The 25095-nt window shown below is 54.1% G+C and carries 20 protein-coding genes and 2 tRNA genes; 7 read left to right on the top strand and 15 right to left on the bottom strand.

Features of this window, described 5'->3' with window-relative positions:
- Window positions 1–159: 159 nt before the first annotated feature.
- Complete coding sequence (locus NQF89_RS05425) at window positions 160–1188, bottom strand: dipeptidase (protein WP_266137699.1); 1029 nt, start codon at window positions 1186–1188, stop codon at window positions 160–162.
- A 101-nt stretch (window positions 1189–1289) separates the two neighbouring features.
- Here NQF89_RS05425 and NQF89_RS05420 point away from each other — a divergent pair, with 101 nt between their 5' ends.
- Complete coding sequence (locus tag NQF89_RS05420; protein ID WP_155573051.1) at window positions 1290–2087, top strand: exodeoxyribonuclease III; 798 nt, start codon at window positions 1290–1292, stop codon at window positions 2085–2087.
- A 67-nt stretch (window positions 2088–2154) separates the two neighbouring features.
- Here the strand turns inward: NQF89_RS05420 and NQF89_RS05415 are convergent, their stop codons facing one another.
- The 8 genes from NQF89_RS05415 to NQF89_RS05380 form a co-directional block, all read right to left on the bottom strand.
- Window positions 2155–2856, bottom strand: a complete 702-nt coding sequence (locus NQF89_RS05415; RefSeq protein ID WP_155573050.1) for a response regulator transcription factor — start codon at window positions 2854–2856, stop codon at window positions 2155–2157.
- A gap of 133 nt (window positions 2857–2989) precedes the next feature.
- A complete protein-coding gene (locus NQF89_RS05410; protein ID WP_155579233.1) occupies window positions 2990–4840 on the bottom strand; it encodes a cation:proton antiporter in 1851 nt (616 codons plus the stop codon).
- A 115-nt stretch (window positions 4841–4955) separates the two neighbouring features.
- The gene (locus NQF89_RS05405) at window positions 4956–6269 is read right to left on the bottom strand and encodes an RsmB/NOP family class I SAM-dependent RNA methyltransferase (RefSeq protein WP_155573048.1); all 1314 of its coding nucleotides are present in this window, start codon (window positions 6267–6269) and stop codon (window positions 4956–4958) included.
- Between the two features lie 48 nt (window positions 6270–6317).
- Window positions 6318–7802 (bottom strand): IMP dehydrogenase, encoded by a 1485-nt coding sequence (gene guaB / locus NQF89_RS05400; RefSeq protein ID WP_099026001.1) that lies wholly within the window; start codon window positions 7800–7802, stop codon window positions 6318–6320.
- Between the two features lie 145 nt (window positions 7803–7947).
- On the bottom strand, window positions 7948–9336 hold the full coding sequence (gene hemN, locus NQF89_RS05395; protein WP_266137698.1) for an oxygen-independent coproporphyrinogen III oxidase: 1389 nt from the start codon (window positions 9334–9336) through the stop codon (window positions 7948–7950).
- Window positions 9337–9451: 115 nt separating this feature from the next.
- A tRNA-Gln gene (locus NQF89_RS05390) sits at window positions 9452–9525 on the bottom strand.
- A gap of 54 nt (window positions 9526–9579) precedes the next feature.
- A tRNA-Gln gene (locus NQF89_RS05385) sits at window positions 9580–9653 on the bottom strand.
- A gap of 84 nt (window positions 9654–9737) precedes the next feature.
- Entirely contained in the window at window positions 9738–10760 is a 1023-nt protein-coding gene (locus tag NQF89_RS05380; RefSeq protein WP_155573045.1) for a DUF475 domain-containing protein, read from the bottom strand.
- 137 nt (window positions 10761–10897) lie between these two features.
- On the opposite strand from NQF89_RS05380, the gene NQF89_RS05375 reads away from it, so the two are divergent.
- Window positions 10898–11689: an RlmE family RNA methyltransferase gene (locus NQF89_RS05375; protein WP_155573044.1), complete on the top strand. Its 792-nt coding sequence runs from the start codon at window positions 10898–10900 to the stop codon at window positions 11687–11689.
- Window positions 11679–12527, top strand: coding sequence for a glycosyltransferase family 32 protein (locus tag NQF89_RS05370; RefSeq protein ID WP_266137697.1), 849 nt, complete (start codon window positions 11679–11681; stop codon window positions 12525–12527). Before NQF89_RS05375 ends, NQF89_RS05370 begins: the two co-directional genes overlap by 11 nt.
- Here NQF89_RS05370 and NQF89_RS05365 read toward each other — a convergent pair.
- Both NQF89_RS05365 and mfd read right to left on the bottom strand, forming a co-directional pair.
- On the bottom strand, window positions 12517–12993 hold the full coding sequence (locus NQF89_RS05365) for an Rrf2 family transcriptional regulator (protein WP_155573042.1): 477 nt from the start codon (window positions 12991–12993) through the stop codon (window positions 12517–12519). The two genes, NQF89_RS05370 and NQF89_RS05365, sit on opposite strands and share 11 nt — an antisense overlap.
- Window positions 12994–13011: 18 nt before the next feature.
- Window positions 13012–16506 carry a transcription-repair coupling factor gene (mfd, locus tag NQF89_RS05360; RefSeq protein ID WP_266137730.1) on the bottom strand — a complete coding sequence of 1165 codons (3495 nt, stop codon included), beginning with the start codon at window positions 16504–16506 and terminating at the stop codon, window positions 13012–13014.
- 107 nt (window positions 16507–16613) lie between these two features.
- Here mfd and recG point away from each other — a divergent pair, with 107 nt between their 5' ends.
- Entirely contained in the window at window positions 16614–18716 is a 2103-nt protein-coding gene (gene recG, locus NQF89_RS05355) for an ATP-dependent DNA helicase RecG (protein ID WP_266137696.1), read from the top strand.
- Window positions 18717–18959: 243 nt separating this feature from the next.
- Window positions 18960–19658 carry a cold-shock protein gene (locus NQF89_RS08870; RefSeq protein WP_323670734.1) on the top strand — a complete coding sequence of 233 codons (699 nt, stop codon included), beginning with the start codon at window positions 18960–18962 and terminating at the stop codon, window positions 19656–19658.
- Between the two features lie 85 nt (window positions 19659–19743).
- Here the strand turns inward: NQF89_RS08870 and smpB are convergent, their stop codons facing one another.
- The 4 genes from smpB to NQF89_RS05325 form a co-directional block, all read right to left on the bottom strand.
- A complete protein-coding gene (smpB, locus tag NQF89_RS05340; protein WP_099026006.1) occupies window positions 19744–20247 on the bottom strand; it encodes an SsrA-binding protein SmpB in 504 nt (167 codons plus the stop codon).
- Between the two features lie 9 nt (window positions 20248–20256).
- Window positions 20257–21156 (bottom strand): 4-hydroxy-tetrahydrodipicolinate synthase, encoded by a 900-nt coding sequence (dapA, locus tag NQF89_RS05335; protein ID WP_155573040.1) that lies wholly within the window; start codon window positions 21154–21156, stop codon window positions 20257–20259.
- Between the two features lie 82 nt (window positions 21157–21238).
- On the bottom strand, window positions 21239–22078 hold the full coding sequence (locus NQF89_RS05330) for a prephenate dehydratase (RefSeq protein ID WP_266137695.1): 840 nt from the start codon (window positions 22076–22078) through the stop codon (window positions 21239–21241).
- Window positions 22069–22818, bottom strand: a complete 750-nt coding sequence (locus NQF89_RS05325; RefSeq protein WP_155573038.1) for a 3-deoxy-manno-octulosonate cytidylyltransferase — start codon at window positions 22816–22818, stop codon at window positions 22069–22071. Before NQF89_RS05325 ends, NQF89_RS05330 begins: the two co-directional genes overlap by 10 nt.
- A 68-nt stretch (window positions 22819–22886) precedes the next feature.
- Between NQF89_RS05325 and NQF89_RS05320 the strand changes: the two genes are divergently transcribed.
- Window positions 22887–23681: an inositol monophosphatase family protein gene (locus tag NQF89_RS05320; RefSeq protein ID WP_266137694.1), complete on the top strand. Its 795-nt coding sequence runs from the start codon at window positions 22887–22889 to the stop codon at window positions 23679–23681.
- Between the two features lie 65 nt (window positions 23682–23746).
- Window positions 23747–25027 (top strand): phosphoglycerate dehydrogenase, encoded by a 1281-nt coding sequence (serA, locus tag NQF89_RS05315; RefSeq protein ID WP_407652352.1) that lies wholly within the window; start codon window positions 23747–23749, stop codon window positions 25025–25027.
- Window positions 25028–25095: the final 68 nt, after the last annotated feature.

Here is a 25095-nt window from a genome sequence, read left to right as displayed (position 1 = left end):
TTAGTCACCATCACTAACTATCTGAAAAACAACGATTTATAAAAGGTTTTCTAACCCGTAACATAGATGTTCCCCCCTTTTCCCCCGATATAACTGTCAATCCCGTTTCTGAAAAAAATAGTGGACAGAAAATACCCAAAACATCGCCAGAAAGGAAAATTATGTTTGACTCTTCGTCATTCTTTCTTCTGCCTTCTCCAAAAGAGTAAGCATATTCTCACCCGCCACAGCGCGAATCTCACTATCATCCAGCCCATGCTCTTGTAATGTTTGGATGAGTTGATGGGTCTCACCAGCATCCTGCCAGCCCTCTATGCCGCCCCCCCCATCAAAGTCGGAGGAGAGACCAACATGCTCCACACCTATCCGGCGGATAACGTACAGCACATGCTTCGCAAAATCCGCCGCTGTGCCACCACCGCCACGTTTTAAAAACGCCCCCATGGCTGTGATTTGGATAAGCCCGCCACTCGCCTTCAACACATCTAGTTGCCCATCATCCAGATTACGCGGATGGTCACACAAAGCCCGCACGCAAGAATGACTAGCAAAAACCGGTACCTCGGAAAGTTCCACAGCCTGCATCATCGTCTTGCGCGATGCATGTGAGACATCCACCAACATGCCATGACGATTCATCTGTTGAATCACACGGCGGCCCAACGAGGATAAGCCGCCATGTGCTTCCTCTGGGCCTTCTCGTACCACTGCGGAATCCGCTAAGAGATTATGCCCATTATGGGTAAGGGTCATATAACGCACCCCATAACGCTGAGCGAGCCAGCCAATACGGCTATCATCCTCTCCTATCGGATAACCATTCTCCATCACCGGGATGAGCGCGACCTCCCCATTTTGCGCCGCCTGCCGTATATGCGCGGCTGTGTGACATAGAGCCGCCTCCCCCTCAAGATAATGGGGAACCATATCCTCTATTGCCTCTAACATAGCTTGCGCCCGCCGCCATGCCGCCGCATGACCAGCTTCATCAAGGCCTGCTTGTGGTGTATAGGCTGCTAAACAAGCCGCCCCTAACCCGCCCGCTTTCGCTTTGGGGACCGTAAACCGCCGCTCTACATCTCGCTGGGCGCAATCAGCTTGGTCACGCTTGTGCCAACTGGGAAGGCCATCCGCCGTTTTTTCCTCCCACGGAATATCAATATGCGTATCCATGATGAAAATAGACATCTATAAGGCCCCTTCCTTCGCTATACGCTTCAATGTGGCGTAATAAGCCATAATCGCAAGATCATACTTGAATTTTTCCGCTTAAAGAGGGATCAAAAGCCATGCGTCTTATTACATGGAATATCAATTCACTTCGCCTCCGGCTGCCCCTCTTAACGCGTCTAAGCGAAGAATACGCCCCTGATGTCATCTGCCTTCAGGAAACAAAGGTCCCCGACCCGCTCTACCCCCAAGAGGCGTTAACGGCCCTAGGCTATCCGCATCAGCTTTATCGCGGGATGAAAAGCTATAACGGCGTGACGATTCTATCACGCATACCGTTAGAGCCCGCCCTATCTCATGCACCTGATTGGTGCGGCAAGATGGATTGCCGCCATGTTGCTGCGCGCCTTCATACAGACTCCGGCCCGGTGAATCTTCATAATTTCTACGTCCCTGCTGGTGGCGACATACCAGACCCAGACGAGAACGAAAAATTCGCCCATAAGCTCGCTTTTTTAGAAGAAGCCAAAGAGTGGTTTACAGCCCATCCTCCTAAAAGAAGCATCCTTGTGGGGGATTTAAACATCGCCCCGCTAGAGCATGACGTATGGAGCCATAAACAGCTCCTCAAAATTGTTAGCCACACACCCATTGAGACATCCGGCCTGTTAGACTGGATGCACACAGGCTTTGAAGATGCCATGCGTACTGCCATCCCAGAGCCAGAAAAACTCTATACATGGTGGTCATATCGCAACCGAGATTGGAAGAAATCTAACCGTGGCCGCCGGTTGGACCATATTTGGGCCACGCCAGATATTCTCCCCAATATGCAAAAAATCACCGTTCTCAGCGCGCTACGCGACTGGGAATCCCCCTCCGACCATGCACCGGTCATGATGGACATTACCCTCTAACAATACCACCCTATAAAGAGTGCAGGCTGACCTAACATGATAGGACCAGCCTGCTTTGGAGAACGTCTTACACATTAGGGTTAAGGCAATAGCCCCCACCCTCTGTCAGCAAAATCCCAGCTCGGCCTTGCCCCGGCTCTATCTTTTGGCGAAGGCGATAAATATGGGTCTCTAATGTATGGGTCGTTACAGAGGCGTGATACCCCCAGACCTCATGCAACAGCACATCACGCTCTACCGGCTGCCCTCCTGCGCGATAGAGATATTTAAGGATAGCTGTCTCTTTCTCTGTTAAATGAATCCGCTGACCTGTTTTAGGCTCAAAAAGCTGCTTGTTTGCGGGGCGAAAGACATAAGGACCAATATCAAAAACAACGTCCTCGCTATTTTCAAACAAACGCAGCTGCGCTCTCACACGCGCCTTTAACTCACCAATGCGAAAAGGCTTAGCCACATAATCATTCGCCCCTGCATCAAGACCACGAATGACATCATCTTCATCATGAGATCCTGTCATGATGATAATAGGGATTGCTAACCCCTTTTTACGTAATGCCGCACAAAATTCCCGGCCATCACCATCAGGAAGATTCACATCCAACAAGACAATATTAATCCGCCCCTCAGAACGACCCAACACTTCCTCTGCAAGAGCAAGCGTGGTTGCCCGCTCTACCCGATAAGCCGCTCCTTCTGACAACTGAGCCGCTAAGACGGAACCTAAACCATCATCATCGTCAACAATCAATATTGAGTGCCGCGTATTCATGTCTCAAAAATCCTGTTCATAAATACAGTTCAGTTACAGCCTTGCCCTCAACATCCCCCCAAAAAAGAGCCTGAAAAGCATAGCACTGCTACTAACCAACCAACACTACCCTAATCCGTTTAAAAACAGAAGGCTATGCCTCTTCACGTAGCTCTGCCTCCTCTTTTACCCCGGTAAAGGCCTCTTGCCCTTCTGGCGAGAACATGGAAATAGCCAAATCCCCCGCAGCTGGACTCGTCTTAGTCCTATCTTCTGCCGAGCGTATAAAGATACCCGTCCCACGGCGTACGATGAGCAGATCGATCCGGTTTTCTTCTTTTTCCAACAAATCAGCCATTACTTCCGTAACGGTATAGCTCTTAAAACGCCAACCACGACTAAATAACGTATCAAAAAACGTATAGTTCCATCCCGGCTCTCCCAGTACTTTCCCACGCGCATCACGCGAAAGACCACGATAGAGGTCCAGCCGTGCCACACCGGGGCTAACCTGATAAACGCGCTCCCGCCCCATATGAGGGGCTAAATGCCCGCAAACCATACCATTATAAATCGCATCCCCTGTTGTCGCGATCAGATAATCGGCGGGCCGCTCCTCCAAAGCTTCTTGCCCGGCTGCGGAGAGGAGTTCCGTCTTTAAAACAGGCACCCCGAGCCGTGCAGCAGGCATAAGCTCTTGCGCTGTTGTATCAACAAGCAAGACGGGTACTTTCTCCTCATTCAAACATGCGGCGAGGTCCGTTGACCACGCATTACCGCCTAGAATGACCAAAGCTGGCTCGTTAGAGAGTGTCAGATGCAGCCGCCGTGCGAGGGGACCGAGGGAAAAGCCATGGCAAATCATCGTCACAGCAATGACTGCAAACACTGCAGGCATCACCAACTCTGCCGAAGGATACCCCGCCTCTGCCAATTTAATCCCCGCAGCCCCAGCCACAGCCGCTGCAACAATACCGCGCGGGGCAATCCAGCCAACAAAAAGCCGCTCTTGCCAGCTCATCGTTGTGCCTAATGTGGAGAGGAAAATCCCCAGTGGCCGCACCACAAACAACACCACTAAGGTCAGCAATAAAATCGGGACCGAGAGCCGTGCCAGAACCCCACGATGCAAATCCGCCGCGAGGAGGATGAACAATACCGAGACCATCAGCACAACAAGGGATTCCTTTGTGCGTTTTAGATCATTCATCCCCGGCGGGTGTAAGTTGGTCAGCATCATGCCAAAAACGGTTACGGCGATTAGCCCCGCACCTTCCATCGCCAATGTGCAGGCCTCAAAAATAACCAGGGCTAGTGTTAGAATGACAGGGACCTTTAGCAGCTCCGGCATTAAGTCCCGCGTAAAGAGATAGCTGAGCAAATAAGCAGGCAATATCCCCGCAGCAACAGACAAAGCCCCCGCCACAACCATATCAGGCAAGGTGTGGACAAAGAGCATCTGTTTATGCAGGTCGAGATGCAGCAACATAACCTGCATCACCACCGCAGCAAGAATAGCCCCTAGCGGGTCATTCACAATCGCTTCCCACCGTAAAAAGGCAGCAACACGCGGTTGTAACTTGGCACTGCGTAGCAAAGGCAGAATGACCGTAGGCCCCGTCACCACGATAATCGCCCCAAAGAGAAAAGACGGCCCCCACTCCAGCCGTGCAACATAATGCGCCGCTATGGAGCCTAAGAGCCAGTTGATAGGCAAGGCCACCATCGTCAAACGTGCAACCCCTTGCCCAGCCTCGCGTAACTGACGAAGATCCAGCGCAAGGCCGCCTTCAAAAACGATCAAGGCGACCAGCATAGAGACAAGCGGACGGAAGGCATGGCCTAATGTTTCGGAGGGGTTTAACCAGCCTAGCACAGGGCCAAAAAGCAGCCCCATAGCAAACAGCAACACAATTGCTGGCAAGTGCAGACGCCACGCCACCCATTGCGCCAGCATACCAGCCCCAAATGTTAGCACCACACCAAAGAGAACATCATAGGCCATAGGGAGCGTATTTCCTCCATTGCGCGTAGCCGAATATCAGCCATTCTCACAATAAATACACAAACGCTCCATGGCAGAAAAGCTCCGCCATCACGCTAATAAGGCTGTAAGAGGCTTAATTTTGTGCGCTACGCTCCATCACCGCAACAAAAAAGCCATCTGTCCCATAGCTATAGGGGGTAAGGGCAAAGGCAGAATCTTGGCGCAAGCTCTCTGGCAAGAATAAAGACCGCCGCGCTGAAGGAAGGCGCTGATAATCAGCCCTTCTTTTAAGGAAGGCCTCTATCTGCTGGGTATTCTCCACCCCTAAGAGAGAGCATGTGGCATAAACCAATTTACCACCGGGGCGAACAAGCCGTGCGGCAATATCCAAAATAGCGGCTTGCTTTACGCAAAGCTCTTGTACATCCGTCTCACTTAGCCGCAGCCGTGCATCAGGGTTACGCCGCCATGTTCCCGTACCAGAGCAAGGCGCATCGACCAATACCGTCTCAAACTGCCCTTCCCGCCGTTTGGCCCATTTATCTCCCTCTTTGAGGAGATGGCGCGTCACATTATGCACACCCGCCCGGCGCAACCGCTTTACAGCCCCCTCCAACCGTATAGAGGAGACATCACATGCGACAATTTGACCCTTATTTTCCATCGTCATGGCAATAGCTAAGGTCTTTCCCGCCGCACCAGCGCAATAATCAAGCAACCGCTCGCCGGGGCGGGCATCCACCGCCGCAGCGATGAGCTGGCTCCCTTCATCCTGAATCTCTACCAGACCATCCCGAAAAAGTGCCGCAGCGGTAACGGGCTGGCGGCCCTCAAGACGAATCCCCCAAGGGGAAAGAGGCGTTGGCTGCCCATCAAACCCTTCCCGCTTAAGGCGGCGCAAGGCTTCCTCACGCGTTCCTTTCAGCAGATTCACGCGGAGGTCGAGCGTTGGAGCCCCCATGAGGGCACGCATTTCCTCCTCCAATCGCTCACCGAAATCACGCTCTAAATAAGGATGCAACCAATCAGGATATTCCAACCTGACAGGGAGGGATTGTTTCTCATCTGTGATGGATTGGCCCTCTAATGCCGCCAGCATCGCATATTCACGCTCACTCAATGGGGCTGGCGCGTAACGCTCCCCACTAAATAACGCCTGAATGGAGGATAAAGGCTGCCCCACAAAATGCAGCATCGCCGCGCATAAAAGCCGTGGGGAAATATCCTCATGCCGGTACCGTAACTCTGCCCGTAAATGCCAATGCAGCCGCCGCCACGCCCGCAGCACATCCCACGCTAAGGTCGAGATAGCCCTGCGATCCCCGCCACCAATATAGCGGCGTTCGCGGAAGAAGTTATTAGCCACGGCATCAGCCGGACGATGAGGCGCATTTTGAATCGCACAAAGCAGATCAATCGCACCAGAGAGACGAGCAGCGGGGGTCATGGCCCCCGCCTACCCTGTTTCCGTCCTTCAGGAAAGGGAAAAATCACCTTACAGGCGATAGTTCGGTGCTTCCCGCGTGATGGTCACATCATGCACATGGCTTTCGCGCAGGCCAGCATTCGTAATTTTGCGGAACTTCGCCCGAACTTGCAAATCTGCCACGGTAGCGGAGCCTGTATAACCCATACCAGCCCGCAGCCCCCCAACAAGCTGATGCACCACCGCTGCCATCGGGCCTTTATAAGGCACTTGCCCCTCAATCCCCTCTGGAACCAGCTTGAGCGTATCGCGTACCTCCCCTTGGAAGTAACGATCCGCCGAGCCACGGGCCATCGCCCCCATGGAGCCCATACCACGATACGCTTTATAGGTCCGCCCCTGATAAAGGAAGCTCTCACCAGGGCTTTCCTCACATCCTGCGAGCATGGAACCAACCATCACAACATCCGCACCCGCCCCAATGGCTTTGACGATATCGCCAGAGGTCCGAATCCCCCCATCGGCAATAGCGGGGACATCAAGCTCATGACAGGCGGCCGCTGTCTCCAACACCGCAGAGAATTGCGGCACACCCACACCCGCCACCACACGCGTTGTGCAGATGGACCCTGGGCCAATGCCAATCTTTACACAATCTGCACCGGAGCGAATCAAAGCTTGTGCAGCCTCTGGTGTCGCGACATTCCCCGCAATGAGCTGCACATCCGCATAACGGTCCCGTAATTGCGCAACAGTCTCTAACACACCGCGGGAATGGCCATGGGCGGTATCAACCACCAGCACATCCACCCCCGCATCCACAAGGGCAGCCCCACGGCGGAGACCATCTTCCCCTACGCCGATAGCCGCCGCACAGAGCAACCGGCCCTCAGCATCCTTTACCGCCAAAGGATGGGTCGTTGCTTTATCCATATCCTTAACGGTAATCAGCCCCACGCAATGCTCTGCATCATCCACAACAAGGAGCTTCTCAATCCGATGGTCATGCAGGAGTTGGCGGGCTTGCTCAGGCGATGCCCCATGCTTAACCGTCACCAACCCTTCATGGGTCATCATATCGCGGACAAGTGTTGTCTCATCAGCGGTAAAGCGCATGTCACGATTGGTCAAAATCCCAACCAGCTTGCCGCTTTTCTCCACAACTGGGAGGCCAGAAATCCCATTGCGGGCCATAATCTCATGGACTTCCCGCAGGGTTTGGTCCGGCCCAACTGTTACGGGATTAACCACCATCCCGGCCTCAAAACGCTTCACACGGCGGACCTGCTCGGCCTGCTCCTCCAGCGTTAGGTTTTTATGGATAACCCCCATACCGCCTTGCTGGGCCATGCAAATAGCCATTTCTTCTTCCGTCACTGTATCCATAGCGGAGGAAAGAAGTGGAATATTCAGGCTAAGCTTACGGGTAAGACGTGTCTTTGTGCTAACCTGCCCCGGCAGAACAGAGGATTCAACAGGTTCAATAAGGACATCATCAAAGGCCAAGGCATCACGCACTCGGTTATAAAGTCTCTCTTGTGGGAAGTTTGTCATGCTGCCTACGCCCTCGCTCGTGCGTCCTGTGTCGATACAACTCGGTCAGCTTAACCCTATTGATAGATTTTAAGCCGTTGGCAGGGTCTCATAACGCACTCTGCAAAGGGAGGCAAAGAAAATCCGCCACTATGACCCTTCTATCTCACAATGAAGCCGAAAAACGCGGCGTCGCTTGGCCTGTTTGCTTTGCGGCAAGCTCTTTCTGCCGTGCATCAAACACCGCTGCCACATGCCGGAGGAAGGGCTTGCCCTTTTCTGTCAGGCTAAGGTGATTCCCTTGCCAGTGAATCAGCCCATCTTCCTCAAAAGAGCGTAAAGCCTCTAGCTCCGCAGCAAAAGCCTGACTTAGAGCCTGCCCTTCTGGAATATAAGGGGTAAGGTCCACAGCAGAGAGGCACATAATGGTCTCAATCACCTTCCCCCGCCAACGATCATCTTGTGTGCGAAAGACACCACGGGCGATGGGCAAGCCGTCTTGCTCCTTCAAAGCACGGCCATAAGCGGCTGTGGAGGGGATATTCTGATAATATCCCTCTGGCGTCATGGAGATAGACGAGGCCCCCATCCCCAGCAAAACAGGTGAGGAATCAATCGTATAGCCTTGGAAGTTCCGATGCAGTGTCCCGGCCTCATAAGCGCGCGCCATTGCATCATCTGGATGGGCGTAATGGTCTAGCCCAATGGGCTTATAGCCCGCCTCTACCAAGACGTGATCAATCATCGCCGCTTGCTCAACCCTCTCCTCCGTACCGGGTAAGGCCTCCTGAGGGATAAGTTGCTGGCGTTTCTGCTTCCACGGGACATGAGCATAACCAAAAACAGCTAATCTATCTGGTCGCATGGCCACAATGCGTTGGGCGGTGTCCTTCACACTCTCCACCGTTTGATAAGGCAGACCATAGATGAGGTCGATATTCACCCCATGCACCCCGGCAGCATGGGCTTGCTGCACACAGGCGAGAGTTTGCTCATAAGATTGTACGCGCCCGCATGTCTCTTGTACGCGTGGGTTAAGGTCCTGCACCCCAAAGCTGATGCGATTAAACCCCAACTCCGCCAAGAGTGGCAACATCCCCTCTGGAACATGACGCGGGTCCATCTCCATAGCCAACTCTGCATCTGGAGCTATCTGGAACGCCCTACGCACAGCGGCCATGACCTCCCGCAAAACATCCTGCGGTAAGGTTGTCGGCGTCCCTCCCCCAAAATGAAGATGCCGTACAAGGCGGCCTTGCCCTATCAGGGCGATAACGCGGCGCATCTCCTCTAGCAATAACGCCCCATATGCCTTACGTCCCTCCTCCTGCCGCATCACAGCCGTATTGCAGGCACAAAAGCGGCATAGCTCATCACAAAAAGGGACATGAAAATAAAGCGAGACCGATTGCTCAGCCGGCAAAGCCTTTAGCCAGCTTGCCACATCTTGCGGACCAATAGCATCAGTAAAACTAACAGCAGTTGGGTAGCTGGTATAACGCGGCAGATTGCCCGCATAACGCGCTATTAAATCAGATGAGATTTTTGCAGCCATATCGTACCATGCTCCAACCTTAAAGAAGGGAGCCTTCCCTTACAGCGGCATACGCTGATACGCAAATCTGAAGCGTATGTTAAGCGAACTTGTGCATCATTTAAGCTAAGATAACTGGCTGGGAGACCTGGATTCGAACCAGGGCTGACCGGGTCAGAGCCGGTAGTTCTACCGCTAAACTATCTCCCAAGCGGCACTGTGAGACCGCTCTAAGACGGCCTGCTAAACATAACACCCTCATAATGGCTGGGAGACCTGGATTCGAACCAGGGCTGACCGGGTCAGAGCCGGTAGTTCTACCGCTAAACTATCTCCCAAGGCGGTGCATGCAGTCGGGTTTCTAACGTCATTCATTTTCCGGCGCAAGAGGGCAGGCGCGTTTTTCCCTTGTTTCTACCCCCTCACCCCTGACGCTTATGCGCCAGACTCGCCAAAAAGGCCCCGCCTATCAATAATAGCCCAACCAGCCCCGTTATCCATTCTGGTACAGAGACCAACACGCCACATAGCATCAAAAGAGACAGAATAAGGATGGTATAAAACGCCCCATGCTCTACATAAACATACTCTGCCAAAGCGTTCGTTTTCAGCATGGAGAGGGTCATAGACCGTACAAACATGGCCCCCACACCAAGGCCAAGGGCGATTATGATAGGGTCTGTCGTAATAGCAAACGCCGAAATGACACCATCAAAAGAGAAGCTCGCATCAATAAACTCTAGATAGAGGAAGCTGAGCAAACCGCCCTTCATCATAAGGGGGGCTGCACCGGGCTCACCAATCAACCAGACGAGAACTTCTTTGCCCAATATATAGGCAACAATCCCCCCACAGCCCCAAAAGAGAAAGGCTAACGGGTCATGCCCGGGGGCCATCAAACGGCTTACCCCCATCAGCACCGCTAATGTCACCCCCACAGGCAAGGCGGGGACCCCACCAAGCCGTGCTACTGGCTTTTCCACCCATGTGACCCAATGATGGGTTTTATCATCATCTAAAAAGTAATTCAGCGCGATAAGGAGGAGGAATGCCCCACCAAAAGAGGCGATCATATCCCGCGCACCGAGCATGATATGGGCATAACGCTGCGGCTCCATCATCGCCAAACGCGCCGCTTGCCACGGGGAAAGCCCTGCGACAATAGCCACAAGCAGAATGGGGAAAAGAAACCGCATCCCTAAAACTGAAATCGGCATCCCCCAGCTCATATAACGGCGTTGCCATTGTGGAGACATGGTTTTGAGAATACCGTAATCGACAATCGCATTATCCATGGATTCAGCAGTTTCCATCAGGGCTAGAATCGCTACAGCCTCTACCCCCATAAGCACCCCGGTAAGGCTCGCTGTCTGCCAATATCCTAAGCCTGCCCCTATACATAAGGCGAAGGCTGCAACCATAAAGGCGGCGTAAAATTGTCTCACAAAAGGCCCTTATCTTCTCTAGTGCAACGGCTAACACAATGTCTCTGCCAGCCCCTTACAGGCAAAAAGCCTCTTGCAGCAACAAAAAGACGAAGCGGCCTTTGCAGATAGGATGGAAGGGCTTATCTTCTCGCATTATGAGCCCAAAAGATACGCCTCCCTCATCCCGCCGCCCTGCTAAAGAGCGAGCCGCAAAACGTGTTCCCGGCAAGCCCTTGCGTCACTCACGCACACCCGGCACACGCGACCCCGCCGATGATGCCTCTGCCTCCCAAACCTTACGGACGCAGACCGTCAAACTACGCAAAGCCCGTGGGCGCACCCCTGCCCAGCAACGCTGGCTCAATCGCCAATTAAATGACCCCTACGTCAGTGCGGCACGCCAACAAGGCTGGCGGTCCCGCGCGGCCTTCAAATTGCTAGAGATGGATGACCGCTTCCACTTCATCAAACCCGGTAGCCGCGTGGTGGACCTGGGTGCCGCACCGGGGGGCTGGGCGCAGATTGCCGTTAAGCGCGGGGCGGCTAAGGTCATTGGGGTGGACTTACTACCAGTGGACCCCGTACCGGGGGCCGACATCATCGAAGGGGATTTTATGGAAGCCGACATGCCAGAGCGGCTCCAAAACATGCTTGGCGGGCGCGCAGACCTTGTGATGTCCGATATGGCACCTAACACCACAGGCCATGCTGCAACTGATCATATCCGCATTATGGCCTTAGCTGAAAATGCACTCGACTTCGCCTTAAAAATCCTCGCTACGGACGGGGCCTTTATTGCAAAAGTCTTCCAAGGTGGGTCAGAAAAAGAGATGCTAGACCTGATGAAGCGCAACTTCGCCGTTGTGAAGCACGTCAAGCCGCCTGCCTCCCGTAAGGAATCGAGCGAGCTTTACGTCATTGCCACTGGCTTCCGCGATGAGCTTTGATTTCCCAGATTATCCCGCTCCCTTCCAAGAGATGTTCCAAGCGGCATTACGAGGGGAACATGACGGGTGTTTTGCGCTCCTTGCCTTAGCCTTAGAGAGCCGTCTCTTTCCTACAATTTCGCGCTCTGTGCCGCAGGAGTTCCCACGACGCATACCCAAACATATTGCTCAATTTTGGGATAGTACGCCCCCGCCCGATGATATTCTCACCGCCATGGAGAGCGTCCGGCTCGCTCATCCTGACTTCACCTATCATCGTGCCAATGCCGACTCCGCTCGGGCGTTTATTGAGGCGCATTTCGGCACGGATATTGCAGCCCTGTATGAGGCTTGCCCCCATCCTGCCATGCTCTCTGATTTTTGGCGGTTATGTTACCTGCATATCAAAGGCGGTGTGTATATTGATGCCGATGTTATCTGCCACGCCCCTGTTACGGACATAACCAAAGGAGCCCATTTTAAGACATTGCTACCTTACTCCGTGGGCAATCCGTGGTGCCTTGATAATGACATCCTCATTTACGAGGCCGGGAACCCCCTCATGCAGCATATTATGGAAACGATGTTCCACCAGGTCCGCGCTTTTGTCGAGACAGGTGTTTTTGAAAATGTCTGGGCCATTACCGGCCCCGGAGCAATGGTCATGGGAACCATGAATTGGATTGCCCAACAGCTAAAAACGCATGATGTTCCTTTTAAAGAGATTGATAGCTTCCTAACAGATTCAGGGATTATCTTTATCCCTCATCCGCATATAGAGCAGGCCTTGCCGACTTATTCGCACTTTGCGTACCAACAAACTACGGCAAATTGGCGCAGATTCCGGCCTAACCTTTAGGCCCTTCATGCGGTGTGGCAATTACCTCCTGCACAGCATCCATCAATATCGTACGTTCATGCGGGGCAGTTACATCGGCCAGCGTAACGCTATCCAGCACATCCATAAACGCAAAACGTGCCTTCAACAGCGTCTGTTTTAAACGGCATCCCCCCACCAAAATACAGCCCGCTGCTGCCTCATCTTTACGCATGCAGCTTACAAGGGCGAGGTCATCCTCTGTACAACGGACAACATCACCCAGATAAATCTCCGCCGCATCACGCCCTAAACGCAGCCCCCCTTTGCGCCCACGCAGCGTCTTAATAAAGCCATGCTGCCCTAAGCGATGCACCACCTTTACTAAATGATTTTCAGAGACTCCATAAACACGGGCAATCTCCCCAATAGAGACAAGACGGTCTTTTTGTGTTTCCAGATAAATTAAAACCCGAAAGGCGTAATCCGTATAAAGGGTTAAGCGCATAGCCCTAATCCCCCTACCCTATGCCGCATCACTCTGGCGTGCTTTCTCCAGCAATTTACCTAGAGAAGCGAGGATTTTCCGCGCCATATTAATGCGTACGGCGTTTGTCATTTCCCGCACCATCGCAAGCTTATGGTCCGGGCGTATCTTCACCCCAGCTTTCTCATTCCGCGCAGCCCAACGGATTAACCCATCTGGATTAGCAAACTTATTCTTGCGGAACTGAAGCACCATGCCTTTAGGACCAGCCTCTAACCGCTCCACCCCGGTATCGCGGCAGAGTTTTTTAATCATCACAACATCAAGCAGATTTTCTACCTCTTGGGGCAGCGGGCCGAAGCGATCCACCAGCTCTACCCGCATCGCATCCACATCAGCTTCATCCTTCAAAGCGGCGATGCGGCGATATAGACCAAGCCGAACAGGCAGGTCTTTTACATAATCCTCCGGCAAGAGGACAGCCAAACCGAGAATGATGTTCGGTGTCCAGCCTATATCCTCCTCATCGCTCTCATCACGCATCCGCCGCAAATCCGTCACCGCATCTTGCAGCATCTGTTGATACAGCTCGATCCCCACCTCCCGAATATGGCCAGATTGCTCATCGCCTAAGAGGTTCCCCGCCCCGCGTAAATCGAGGTCATGCGAGGCGAGCGTAAAGCCTGCCCCTAAAGAATCCAACGTCTGCATAATCTCTAAGCGTTTGATGGAAGATGAGGATAATACATGCGTTTGTGGCCATGTCAGATAGGCATAACCACGCTGTTTGGCCCGCCCTACACGACCACGAAGCTGATAAAGCTGGCCAAGGCCAAACATATCCGCCCGGTGAATAATAATCGTATTAACACGCGGCATATCCAAGCCGCTTTCCACAATATTGGTGGAGAGCAGAATATCGTACTTCCCCTCCGAGAACTCCGTCATCACCGTTTCTAGCTCGGTGGGGGTGAGGCGACCATGCGCCTCGGTAATGCGGGCATCTGGCACAATCTCTTTAAGTCGCTCTGCCATATGCCGCATATCCGATAAACGCGGCACAACGCAGAAAATCTGCCCCCCGCGGAAGCGTTCTCGCTGAATGGCTTCATGAATCATCACTTTATCAAAAGGCGTGATGAAGGTACGGACCGAGAGCCGGTCTGTCGGCGGGGTGGCAATCAGGCTCATCTCCCGCACACCAGAGAGCGATAGCTGAAGCGTGCGGGGAAGCGGGGTTGCGGAGAGGGTCAGCACATGGACATCCTCGCGCATGGCCTTCAGCTTCTCTTTATGCGCCACGCCGAAATGCTGTTCCTCATCAATAATCAGCATCCCTAGCCGCTCAAAAGACACTGCTTTGGAGAGGAGCGCATGAGTCCCGATAACAATATCCACCGTGCCATCAGCCAACCCATCGCGCACTTTTGTGGCTTCTTTTGCGCTCACCATGCGTGAGAGCTGCTCTACCCGCACAGGTAGCCCCTCAAAACGCTGTTTAAAGCCAAGATAATGCTGCCGTGCAAGCAAGGTTGTGGGCACCACGACAGCCACTTGCATACCAGAAAGAGCCGCGACAAACGCCGCGCGTAAGGCGACTTCTGTCTTACCAAAGCCGACATCCCCACAGACGAGGCGGTCCATCGGCTTGCCGCTGCTTAAATCCTCCAACACATCGGCAATCGCGCGCGATTGATCCTCCGTCTCCATAAAAGGAAATCGCGCGCAGAACTCATCCCACAACCCCTCTGCGGGAGCCATGATGGGGGCCTCCTTCATCGCCCGTGCCGCTGCGGTGCGAATCAGCTCCCCGGCCATTTCGCGCAGGCGTGTCTTCATCTTCGCCTTACGCGCCTGCCATGATGTCCCACCTAGCCTATCAAGCTGCACCGTCCCTTGCTCGGAGCCAAACCGGCTAAGCAAGTCGATATTCTCCACAGGCAGAAGCAAGCGTTGCTCCCCATCATAAAGGATGGAGAGATAATCATGCGCTACACGCCCTTCGCGCACGGTCTCTAGCCCAACATAACGCCCAATGCCGTATTCCTCATGGACGACAAGGTCACCCTCGGCAATTTCGCCAATTTGGGTGATAAAATCTTGGCCCTTTCGCCGCCGCCTTGGTGGGCGGGCTAACCTCTCTCCTAATAAATCTTGCTCGGAGACAAAGGCGACTCTTCCCCCCGTAAAGCCACGCTCTAGCCCCAGAACAACCAGCCCAACCGCCCCACGCGCCATAGCTGCGGCCTCGGGCCAACCCTCAAAGCTCTCACACGCAATATCATGATCGCGTAAGAGGGTCGCAATCCGCTCCCGCGAGCCATTGCTCCATGCCGTTAGGTAAGTGCGCCGCCCCTCTTTCGCCCATGCTTGTACATGGGTTGCAAATTGCTGAAAAATCCCTTCTCGCCCCGCGCCGCCCATGCTGGCAAAAACAGGCCCCGGCTTATAGCCCGCCTCTATCCCCTCAGCTCCATCAGGGCGCGCAAAGGGTGATAATAGGACGGTGGGATAGCCCTTCAACATCCCTTCCCACCCATGGCGATTGAGATATAAACGATGCGGTGGCAAGGGCCGGTAAGGCAGCTCCCCCTCATGCCCCGCCGCGCAACGCGCTTGGTAATGGTCGGCAATCATCTCCAACCGGGCGGTAAGAATCTCTGGCGTCTCACGCTCAAAACTCACCGCGGCATCTGGCAGATAATCCAACAAAGTTTCCATATGATGGCCATCACCATCATGAAAAAGCGGTAGATAATGCTCTGCCCCGCTGGCCCGGCGTCCCTCCAATAATTGCCGGTACAGCACATCCTCCATCGCACCGCTGCCAAACACATCCCGCCATCCTGTCTGAAAACGGCTTAGGCTGGCTTTATCCAATGCATATTCCGACACGGGCGTAAGGCTGAACCCCTCCCGCGCCTCTGTCGAACGCTGGGTTGCAGCATCAAAATTACGGATATTATCAACCTCATCTCCGAAGAAATCGAGCCGCACAGGCTCCCCCGCATCAGCAGGATAGAGGTCGAAGATGCTCCCGCGCATAGCAAATTCGCCGCGCTCCATCACGGTATCAACACGGCTATAGCCATTCCCCACCAACTGCTCGGCAAGGTGATTAGCCTCCACCATATCACCACGTTTGATGTGGAGTGTCTGGCCCGCAAAAGCGGCACGCGGCGGTACACGTTGAATCATCGCATGGATTGTCGTCAGCACAATGCGGCCTGTGGGCGGTGCGGGCTCCAATAAATGGCTTAAGGTTGCTGTACGCTCTGCAACGATGGACGGATTAGGCGAGATACGATCATAAGGTAGGCAATCCCACGCAGGAAAGCGCAGCACCATTACCTCTGGCACAAGCCAACTCAGCATATCAGCCAGGGACGCTAAAGCGGCATCATCATGAGCGACATGCACAATCGTCCCTTGATGCTCTGACAAACGCTGACGCAGCAAAAACGCCACCGCGCCATCTGGCACACCCCAGATAGTCGGACCAAAAGACGCCATGGCAGAATCTTCAGCGTGCATCAAAGCAGGCTCCCCTCATGAGATAAGAGTATTTTTATTATCTGATGGTTTTGCTACCCTATAACGCTCCCTCGGCCCTCTGTCAGCACAAAAGCCGTTTACACGCTATGCCCCTTGCCCCTCCCTCTTTGCGGATTACCCCGCTTTTGGCCCCGCTGACGAGCTTGCCAGGACTCACAGCACGCCATGCCACATTATTAAGCAAAATTAGCGGCGGCAAACGGGTGATTGACCTGCTCTTTACCCTGCCAGAAAAGCTCATTGACCGCCGAAAAATAATGACCCTTGCCGAAGGACGCGCCCTCCCAACGGGGGACGTACTCACAAGCCATGTCCGCGTCTTAGGCATTCGCCGTCCTGCACGGCCTTCCCAACCGACCATCCTCACCGCCCATGATGAAACGGGCATGTTAGAGATTACTTTCTTCCAAAAAGGGCGACTGTTCCTCCCCCCTGAAGGCACGGAGATTCTCGTCTCTGGTAAAGTAGGACATTATCATGACCGCCTCACACTCTCCCGGCCAGACCATATCATCGCGTGGGAGAAGAGAGATAACTTCCCGTGGTTAGAGCCTGTCTGGCCCTTAACGGCTGGATTATTCCCCTCCACCGTGCGCCGTGCCATGAAGGCCGCTTTGGCCCTCATCCCCGATGACCTCCCCGAATGGTTAGATGCCCCCCTCCTGCAAAAACATCGCTGGCCGTCCTTTAAAACGGCATTAGAAACCTTACACCTGCCCGAAAGCCTCTCCCAACAAGGGGACCCCACCCCCTTTTTAGAGCGCGCACGCGCACGCCTTGCCGCTGATGAAGTCCTCGCTGACCAGCTTTGCTTAGGGATGGCCCGCCAACAAGCGCAGGCGCGCGAGGGGCGTGCCCTTATTGGAGATGGCACACTCCGCCAACAGCTTTTGGAACGTTTTGGCCATCGCCCCACCGCAGCCCAAAGCCGTGTCATAGATGAAATTGCCGCTGATATGCGCCAACCCACCCCGATGATGCGCCTTTTGCAAGGTGATGTAGGGGCAGGGAAAACCCTTGTCGCGATGATGGCCATGCTCCATGCTGTAGAGGCCGGCACTCAAGCGGCCTTCATGGCCCCGACCGAAATCCTCGCTCAGCAACATGCCAGCACCTTTGAAGCCCTCTGCCCTGTGCCCTTTGTCTTTTTAAGTGGCTCCATCAAAGGGCGTGCCCGGCGGATTGCCTTAGCCAAGCTGGCCGATGGTCATGCTAAAATCGCCATCGGCACGCATGCACTCTTTCAAGATGGTGTCATCTTTGCTGACCTCGGGCTTGCTGTCATTGATGAACAGCATCGTTTTGGGGTGGAGCAGCGTATGAAGCTCGCCACAAAAGGCCCTGCAACTGATGTGCTAGTCATGACAGCCACCCCCATCCCCCGCACACTTCAACTCACAGAATGGGGCGAGATGGGCGTTAGCCGGCTGGATAGCAAACCCGCCGGACGCCAACCCATCCATACGACTGTTCATAATATGGGCCTATTGGATGATATTCTCGCAGGGATAAAGCGCGCCTTAGAGCAAGGAAAACAAATCTTTTGGGTCTGCCCTCTTATTGAGGAGAGTGAAAGCCAAAGTGCCGCCGCAGCGGAGGAACGCTGGGCCGCACTCACCAAACGATTCGGCCCCATCATCGGCCTTGCCCACGGCAAACAGGATATTGAGACACGCCAAAAGGCCCTCACCGCCTTTGAGCAAGGCAAAACACGCCTCCTTGTTGCCACAACGGTGATTGAAGTCGGCGTTGATATCCCCAATGCAACGATTATGGTCATTGAGCAAGCTGAGCGTTTCGGCCTTGCCCAGCTTCATCAACTCCGTGGTCGGGTGGGGCGTGAGGCACAACAATCTTATTGCCTCCTCCTCCATAGTGAGGAGAGCAGCTTCACCGCGAAAAAACGCCTCTCCCTCTTACGCGATACTGAGGATGGCTTCCTCATCGCTGATGAAGATTTCCGCATCCGTGGTGGGGGCGACCTTGCAGGCAGCCGCCAATCTGGCTTACCGGGCTTTCGCCTTGCCGACCCCACACGCCTTGCTTTGCTCCTCACCGCTATGCGCCATGATAGCCAGCGTGAGCTAACGCGTAACCCCACCTTACAAGGCCCACGCGGAGCAGCCTTGCAAGACCTCCTCCACCTGTTTGACCGCGCCATGCCGGGACGATTGCTCGCCGCTGGGTAGAAGACTGGATATTAAATCAATTTTATTGATAACCAAGCGACTAGTTTATAGTAATTCTTTAATAGTGCCTCCCTTAATTAAAGAGATTGAAAAATCTTCGCAGTTTTTTCTTTTTCATATGGCGTAAGTGAAAAAACATGCTACCGTCCTAATCGGACCGCATGAATGGCGGTGCCTTTTAAGACCCTGAGGGTAGCAGAATGTTGCTCCCCTCCCTGATGACCCCAGTACGGGACGAGACACTTGAGAAATAATAGATCCGACCGCAGCTCCTTTTCCTCCCGCCGCGGCGGTTTTGACCGCGATTTTATGACCCAACCCTCCTATTTTGACGATCGCGGCAGTTACGATGCGCCGCGTGGTGGCTTTGGTGGTGGCCCCCGCCGCGGTGGCGGTGGCGGCCGTGGTGGCCCGCAAATCACTCCCACAGGCCCCGAAATCACCGGGACGGTTAAATGGTTCAACTCCGAGCGTGGCTTCGGTTTTGTTGGGCTGAGCGATGGTAGCGGGGATGTTTTCCTCCACGCGAATACGCTGAACACTATCGGCCATGGCGAGCCTGCACCGGGCACAACTGTTGTTGTACGCGTTGGCCAAGGCCCCAAAGGCCGCCAAGTCGCCGAGGTTCTCTCTGTTGATGCCAGCACTGCGACAGAGGAAGCCCCCCGCCACTCCGCACCGCCTATGCGGCAAGAGCGTGAGCGTTTCCACCCTGCACCAGATCTCTCCCAAGCTGAAGAAATGCGCGGGATTGTAAAATGGTACAACACCACCAAGGGCTTTGGCTTCATCACACCAGAAGCTGGGGGTAAGGATGTATTCGTCCACGCTTCTGCTTTGGAGCGGTCCGGCCTGCGTAGCTTAGCTGATGGTCAGGCTGTTGGGATGCATGTCATCCAAGGCCATAAAGGCCCTGAGGCTGTACAGCTCTCCGCTGAATAAGCAAAGGAAAAGGGAGGTTGTGCCTTTACAACCTCTCCCACCTTATAAAAAACCCCACGGCCTGCATGCTGTGGGGTTTTTTATATCAATATTCACCACGTCCTTTATTACGCAGCAGACGCGCTTTATCGCGCTGCCAGTCTCTATCAGCAATCGCGTGGCGTTTATCTTCTTTCTTCCGCCCTTTCCCAAGGCCAAGCGTTACTTTAGCCACACCGCGCGCGTTAAAATGAATATCTAACGGCACAAGAGACGCCCCAGCCTTTGTGACCTCCCCAATATATTTGGCTAATTGCTTACGGTGCAGCAGAAGCTTCCGTGGTGCCCGTGTATCAAAGCGGGACAACACTCCGCCCTGATATTCTGGAATATAGGAGTTAATAAGCCAAAGCTCGCCCTCGCGCTCAACCGCATAAGATTCGGACAATGTAGCCCGCCCCATCCGCAAGCTTTTTACCTCTGGCCCTTTTAGCACCAGTCCGGCTTCCACAGTCTCTATGATGGAGTAATTAAAACGGGCTTTACGATTCTGCGCGGCAATACCGTGCGAAATCAGCCCGCCTTTTGTCTTTTTCTTACTCGCTGCCATATCCGCGTCTTAACCCAACAGCCCAAGCGAACGTAAAGCATCATCAACCCGCTTCTTCGTCTCATCACGCGGCTCAACCATCGGCAAACGCAAAGTCGGAGTGCAAAGGCCTAAACGAGACAGCGCGTATTTTGCCGGGGCAGGGCTTGTCTCAGCAAAAAGGGCATCATGCAACGGCATAAGCTTATCTTGCAGCGCAATCGCCTCTTGCACCTTCCCTTCCTGCCAAAGCCGATGAAGTTGCGCACAAAGCTCCGGCACTACGTTAGAGGTCACACTAATGCAGCCATGCCCACCTGCCGCAAGGAAGGATAAAATCGTCCCATCCTCACCAGAAAGCTGATTAAACGCTGCACCTGCAACACGCCGCACCGCAATCGGGCGTGTGAGATTCGCCGTGGCATCCTTTGTACCCACAATATTAGGATGCTGAGCAAGGCGACCTAGAGTCTCTGGCGTTAAATCAACAACCGAGCGACCGGGAATACAATAAAGCCAAAGCGGCAAAGGAGTCGCATCTGCCACCGTCATAAAATGCCGGTAAAGCCCTTCTTGCGTTGGTTTATTGTAATAAGGCACGACAACCAACAACGCATCTGCCCCTACTTTATGGGCATGACGAGCCATTCCCACAGCCTCATGCGTACTGTTAGAGCCAGCCCCCGCCATCACCAAGGCGCGCCCATTTGCCACCTCGACACAATGCTCAACAACACGGCCATGTTCAGCATGAGAGAGTGTAGGACTCTCCCCCGTTGTGCCAGAGGGGATAAGCCCTGTCGTCCCCCCCTCAATCTGCCGCTCAATCAAACGAGCAGCCGTTTGCTCATCAAGCGTGCCATCCGCCTTCATCGGGGTGATAAGGGCGGTCAAAGAGCCGCGATAGTGCTGATTAATCGTCTGCGCCATAATGATACTCTCCGCCCTCATCTCTCAATCATCACAACAAATAATGCCACCATTATAAGCATCCTCCCCTCTGGGAGAAAGGTCACATCTCATCACGGAAGGGACTCCGTGGGTAACTCCCCAAAATATGATGGCCCTCGCTTACCTTTACCAACGCGGTGAGGGCATGGTGCACCTTTGGCTCCTCCACCGCACCTTCTATATCCATCAAAAAACGAGACGCCTCAAAAGAGCCCCCCAGCATATAGCTCTCAATCCGCGTCATGTTGACTCCATAACGTGCAAAACACGCTAAGACATCACATAAAGCCCCCGGCACATGCCGAATATGGACAAGCAATGTCGTCATCATCGGCTGCCCAGCCATAGCATCTGTAACAGAATCTGGCAGGGCAACACGGTAAAAGCGCGTTGTATTATGGGCAGCATCCTCAACATTGCGTTGCAGAATATTCAACCCATTCAGCTCCCCCGCTAGAGAGGACGCAATGGCTGCATCTTCCTTCCGCCCCCAGCCAGCTACAAGCTCCGCCGCGCCTGCTGTATCAAACTCCGTCACAGGCTCCAACGCATAATAAGCAAGCAAGCCGCGTACCTGTGCCATCGCTACAGGGTGGGTATGAACACGCTTTATATCCTCAAGCCGTGCCCCCGGTACGGCTAATAGGCAATGCTCCACGCGCTGAAAATGCTCCCCAACAATTTTTAACCCCGCCTCTGGCAAGAGCGCATGAATCTCCGCCACACGCCCAGCAAGGGAGTTCTCACACGGTAAAAGCCCCTCATCAGCTTGCCCATCCCGCACGGCCTCAATCGTCTCGGCAAAGCTGCGGCATGGTAGGGTAACCCAGTCCGGCCGGGTTACACGGCATGCAAGGTCGGAATACGCACCCGGTCGGCCCTGAAATGCAATTACCGGCATGATGCTCTCTCCCCCAGATGCGCCCTGACCCGCGCTAAATCCTCTGCTGTATCCACACCTAACGGAGCATGAGCCACCTGCACACAGCCGACCGCCATGCCAGCCTCTAAAGCACGTAATTGCTCCAAGCGTTCGCGTTTTTCTAACAAAGAAGGCGGCAATCTCACAAATTGCGCTAAAGCCTTACGCCGCCATGCATACACCCCTACATGATGCCATAAAGGCCCCACTCCCCACGGAATCACAGAGCGCGAAAAATATAAGGCCCGCGCTACAGCATCATCATGCTGAAACGCACAAGCTACCTTCACAACCGACTCGGCCTTAGCTTCAGCCTCGCTCTGCACGGGAGCCACTAAGGTGCCGATTGCAAACTGCTCATCCTCTAAAGGGCGCAATGATTTTGCAATCATCTGGGGGTCTATCAAAGGGAGATCCCCTTGGAGATTAACGACAGAATCGTAATGTTCGTGAGGGTCATAAACAGCCAACGCCGCTTGCACACGGTCCGAGCCACTGGGCAAAGCGGGGTCTGTTAAAACCACCTCCACACCGGGAAGATGGGAGACAGCCGCGCTAATCTCATCATCGCCCGCAGCGACTAAAACCGGCCCCAACCCAGCCGCCACAGCACGCCGGGCGACATGAACAATCATCACCTCGCCATCAATTAAAGCCAAAGCCTTGCGTGGAAGCCGCGTAGAGGCAATTCTGGAGGGGATGACAATAATCGCTCGCATGAGTCCTTGATTGCCGCGCTCCCTGCGTCTCGTCAATTACTCCGTAAGAATAAAGGCATATCCGCCCTATGTCCCACCCCGCTTTTTCTGACTATCTTCCCCTCGCCCAACAATGCGCCGAGGCCGCGCGGCGGGTCATTCTTCCCTATTTTCGGCAGTCACTCGCTATTCATGCCAAAGAGGATGACAGTCCCGTTACCAAAGCTGACCAAGAGGCTGAGGCTGCTATGCGGGCCCTCCTCACCCAGCATGTGCCCCATCATGCCATCTTAGGAGAGGAAGCGGGACACTCTGGCCAGATAGATAATGAATGGCTCTGGGTCTTAGACCCTATAGACGGCACGCGCGCCTTTGTGACAGGCCGCCCCAGCTTTACGAGTTTAATCTCCCTCTTTTACAAAGGCCGCCCTGTTTTGGGAATCATCGACCAACCAATAACCAATGAACGCTGGATAGGGGTTGAAGGCGCACCCAGCCGTTATGACGCCCCTCACATGCCCGGCCATATCGGCACATGTCAGCACGTCCCCCTCCATGAGGCTGAACTCTCCTGCACCGCACCAGAAATCTTCCGCCCTGCGCAATATCAATGCTTCCAAAAACTCCAAAAACAAACGCGCCGGACCTCATGGGGCGGTGATGCTTACGCTTACGGGCTGCTCTGTTTAGGTCATATCGACATCATCGCAGAAGATACACTCAAACCGTGGGATTGGGGGCCTCTTTTGCCCATCATCACGGGGGCCGGTGGCTGCGTGACAGATTGGGCAGGCAATGCTTTAACACTAGAAAGTGATGGCACTATCCTCGCTTGTGCCAACCCAACCCTCCATCAGGAGGCGATAGAAGCCCTTTCCTCTTAACGCGCTGTCCGTTACAGATAAAGAACGATTCCTTTCGTGCCGCGCTCATGTTGGCACCCGCCCTTATGATGAGGTTACCCGCTATGACCCTCTCCCTCGCTAAAGACCGTATTAAAATCCTTCTGTTGGAAGGGATTCATGACAGTGCGGTTAATTACCTAGAGCAACAAGGCTATGCCTCTGTTACCCGCTTAAAAGGAGCTTTGGAGGGCGATGCCCTTAAAGAGGCCCTTGATGGCGTCCATATGGTCGGCATCCGCAGTCGTACGCGCCTTACAGCCGAGATTATCCATTCTGCTAACCGCCTAATGGCGATTGGCTGCTTCTGCATTGGGACCAATCAGGTGGACCTTAATGCCGCGCGTATGGCCGGTATTCCTGTCTTTAACGCACCTTTTAGCAATACGCGCTCCGTTGCGGAGCTGGTCATGGGCGAGATTGTGATGCTCCTCCGCCGCATCCCCTCCCGCTCGGAAGCCTGCCATCACGGTGGATGGGAGAAATCCGCCGCCAATGCGTGGGAAGTACGCGGCAAGACAGTCGGCATTGTTGGCTATGGCTCCATCGGCTCTCAGCTTTCTGTTTTAGCGGAATCCTTCGGCCTGCGCGTACTTTATTACGATATTGCCCCGCGCCTGCCCCATGGGAACGCCATCGCCGTTGCCTCGTTGGAGGAATTGCTAAGCCAGTCCGATATTGTCACCCTTCATGTTCCTGAAACGCCAGAGACAAAGGACATGATTGGCGAGGCAGAAATCCGTGCGATGAAGCCTAACTCCATCCTCCTCAATAATGCCCGTGGTACGGTTGTGGACCTTGAGGCCCTTGCCCGCGCGCTTAAAGATAAGCATTTGATGGGGGCTGCGATTGATGTTTTCCCTGTCGAGCCAAAAAGCAGCCAAGAGCGTTTTACCACTCCGCTGCAAGGGCTAGAGAATGTGTTGCTCACCCCTCATATTGGTGGCTCCACGATGGAAGCACAAGAGCGCATCGGTGTGGAAGTCGCCCAAAAGCTAGTGGAATATTCCGATGTTGGCTCAACCATCGGGGCGGTCAATTTCCCGCAAGTACAGCTTGGCGAACGCCCCGGTGGGATGCGCTTTATGCACGTCCATGCCAATCAGCCGGGTATTTTAGGGCAAATCAACGATATTTTTGCGAAGTCGGCCTGCAACCTCACAGCGCAGTTCCTCCAAACAGATGGCGAGCTTGGCTATGTCGTCACCGAGGCTGAGGCTCAGCCGGGGCAGGACATCCCCACATTGGAGAAAGCCCTGCTCGAGCAGCTTCGCGGTTTGAAAGGGACGTTACGGGCCCGCTCTATCCGCCCGCTCATGAGCGCGTAAAGAGGCCTCGCCTCTCTATCAGCCCCGCCCATCATGAATACGCCTATGATGGCGGGGTATCGTCCCAC

This window comes from Bombella pollinis (genome assembly GCF_026385485.1).
GTDB classification, from domain to species: Bacteria; Pseudomonadota; Alphaproteobacteria; order Acetobacterales; family Acetobacteraceae; genus Bombella; species Bombella pollinis.
Note: the sequence above shows the minus strand (reverse complement) of the source record. Positions and strands in the feature narration are given on the sequence as shown.

Coding starts and splice junctions, on each gene's coding strand:
- NQF89_RS05425 (WP_266137699.1), bottom strand. CDS start 1,188: ATGTCTATTTTCATCATGGATACGCATATTGATATTCCGTGGGAGGAA.
- NQF89_RS05420 (WP_155573051.1), top strand. CDS start 1,290: ATGCGTCTTATTACATGGAATATCAATTCACTTCGCCTCCGGCTGCCC.
- NQF89_RS05415 (WP_155573050.1), bottom strand. CDS start 2,856: ATGAATACGCGGCACTCAATATTGATTGTTGACGATGATGATGGTTTA.
- NQF89_RS05410 (WP_155579233.1), bottom strand. CDS start 4,840: ATGGCCTATGATGTTCTCTTTGGTGTGGTGCTAACATTTGGGGCTGGT.
- NQF89_RS05405 (WP_155573048.1), bottom strand. CDS start 6,269: ATGACCCCCGCTGCTCGTCTCTCTGGTGCGATTGATCTGCTTTGTGCG.
- guaB (WP_099026001.1), bottom strand. CDS start 7,802: ATGACAAACTTCCCACAAGAGAGACTTTATAACCGAGTGCGTGATGCC.
- hemN (WP_266137698.1), bottom strand. CDS start 9,336: ATGGCTGCAAAAATCTCATCTGATTTAATAGCGCGTTATGCGGGCAAT.
- NQF89_RS05375 (WP_155573044.1), top strand. CDS start 10,898: ATGAGCCCAAAAGATACGCCTCCCTCATCCCGCCGCCCTGCTAAAGAG.
- NQF89_RS05370 (WP_266137697.1), top strand. CDS start 11,679: ATGAGCTTTGATTTCCCAGATTATCCCGCTCCCTTCCAAGAGATGTTC.
- NQF89_RS05365 (WP_155573042.1), bottom strand. CDS start 12,993: ATGCGCTTAACCCTTTATACGGATTACGCCTTTCGGGTTTTAATTTAT.
- mfd (WP_266137730.1), bottom strand. CDS start 16,506: ATGCACGCTGAAGATTCTGCCATGGCGTCTTTTGGTCCGACTATCTGG.
- recG (WP_266137696.1), top strand. CDS start 16,614: ATGCCCCTTGCCCCTCCCTCTTTGCGGATTACCCCGCTTTTGGCCCCG.
- smpB (WP_099026006.1), bottom strand. CDS start 20,247: ATGGCAGCGAGTAAGAAAAAGACAAAAGGCGGGCTGATTTCGCACGGT.
- dapA (WP_155573040.1), bottom strand. CDS start 21,156: ATGGCGCAGACGATTAATCAGCACTATCGCGGCTCTTTGACCGCCCTT.
- NQF89_RS05330 (WP_266137695.1), bottom strand. CDS start 22,078: ATGCCGGTAATTGCATTTCAGGGCCGACCGGGTGCGTATTCCGACCTT.
- NQF89_RS05325 (WP_155573038.1), bottom strand. CDS start 22,818: ATGCGAGCGATTATTGTCATCCCCTCCAGAATTGCCTCTACGCGGCTT.
- NQF89_RS05320 (WP_266137694.1), top strand. CDS start 22,887: ATGTCCCACCCCGCTTTTTCTGACTATCTTCCCCTCGCCCAACAATGC.
- serA (WP_407652352.1), top strand. CDS start 23,747: ATGATGAGGTTACCCGCTATGACCCTCTCCCTCGCTAAAGACCGTATT.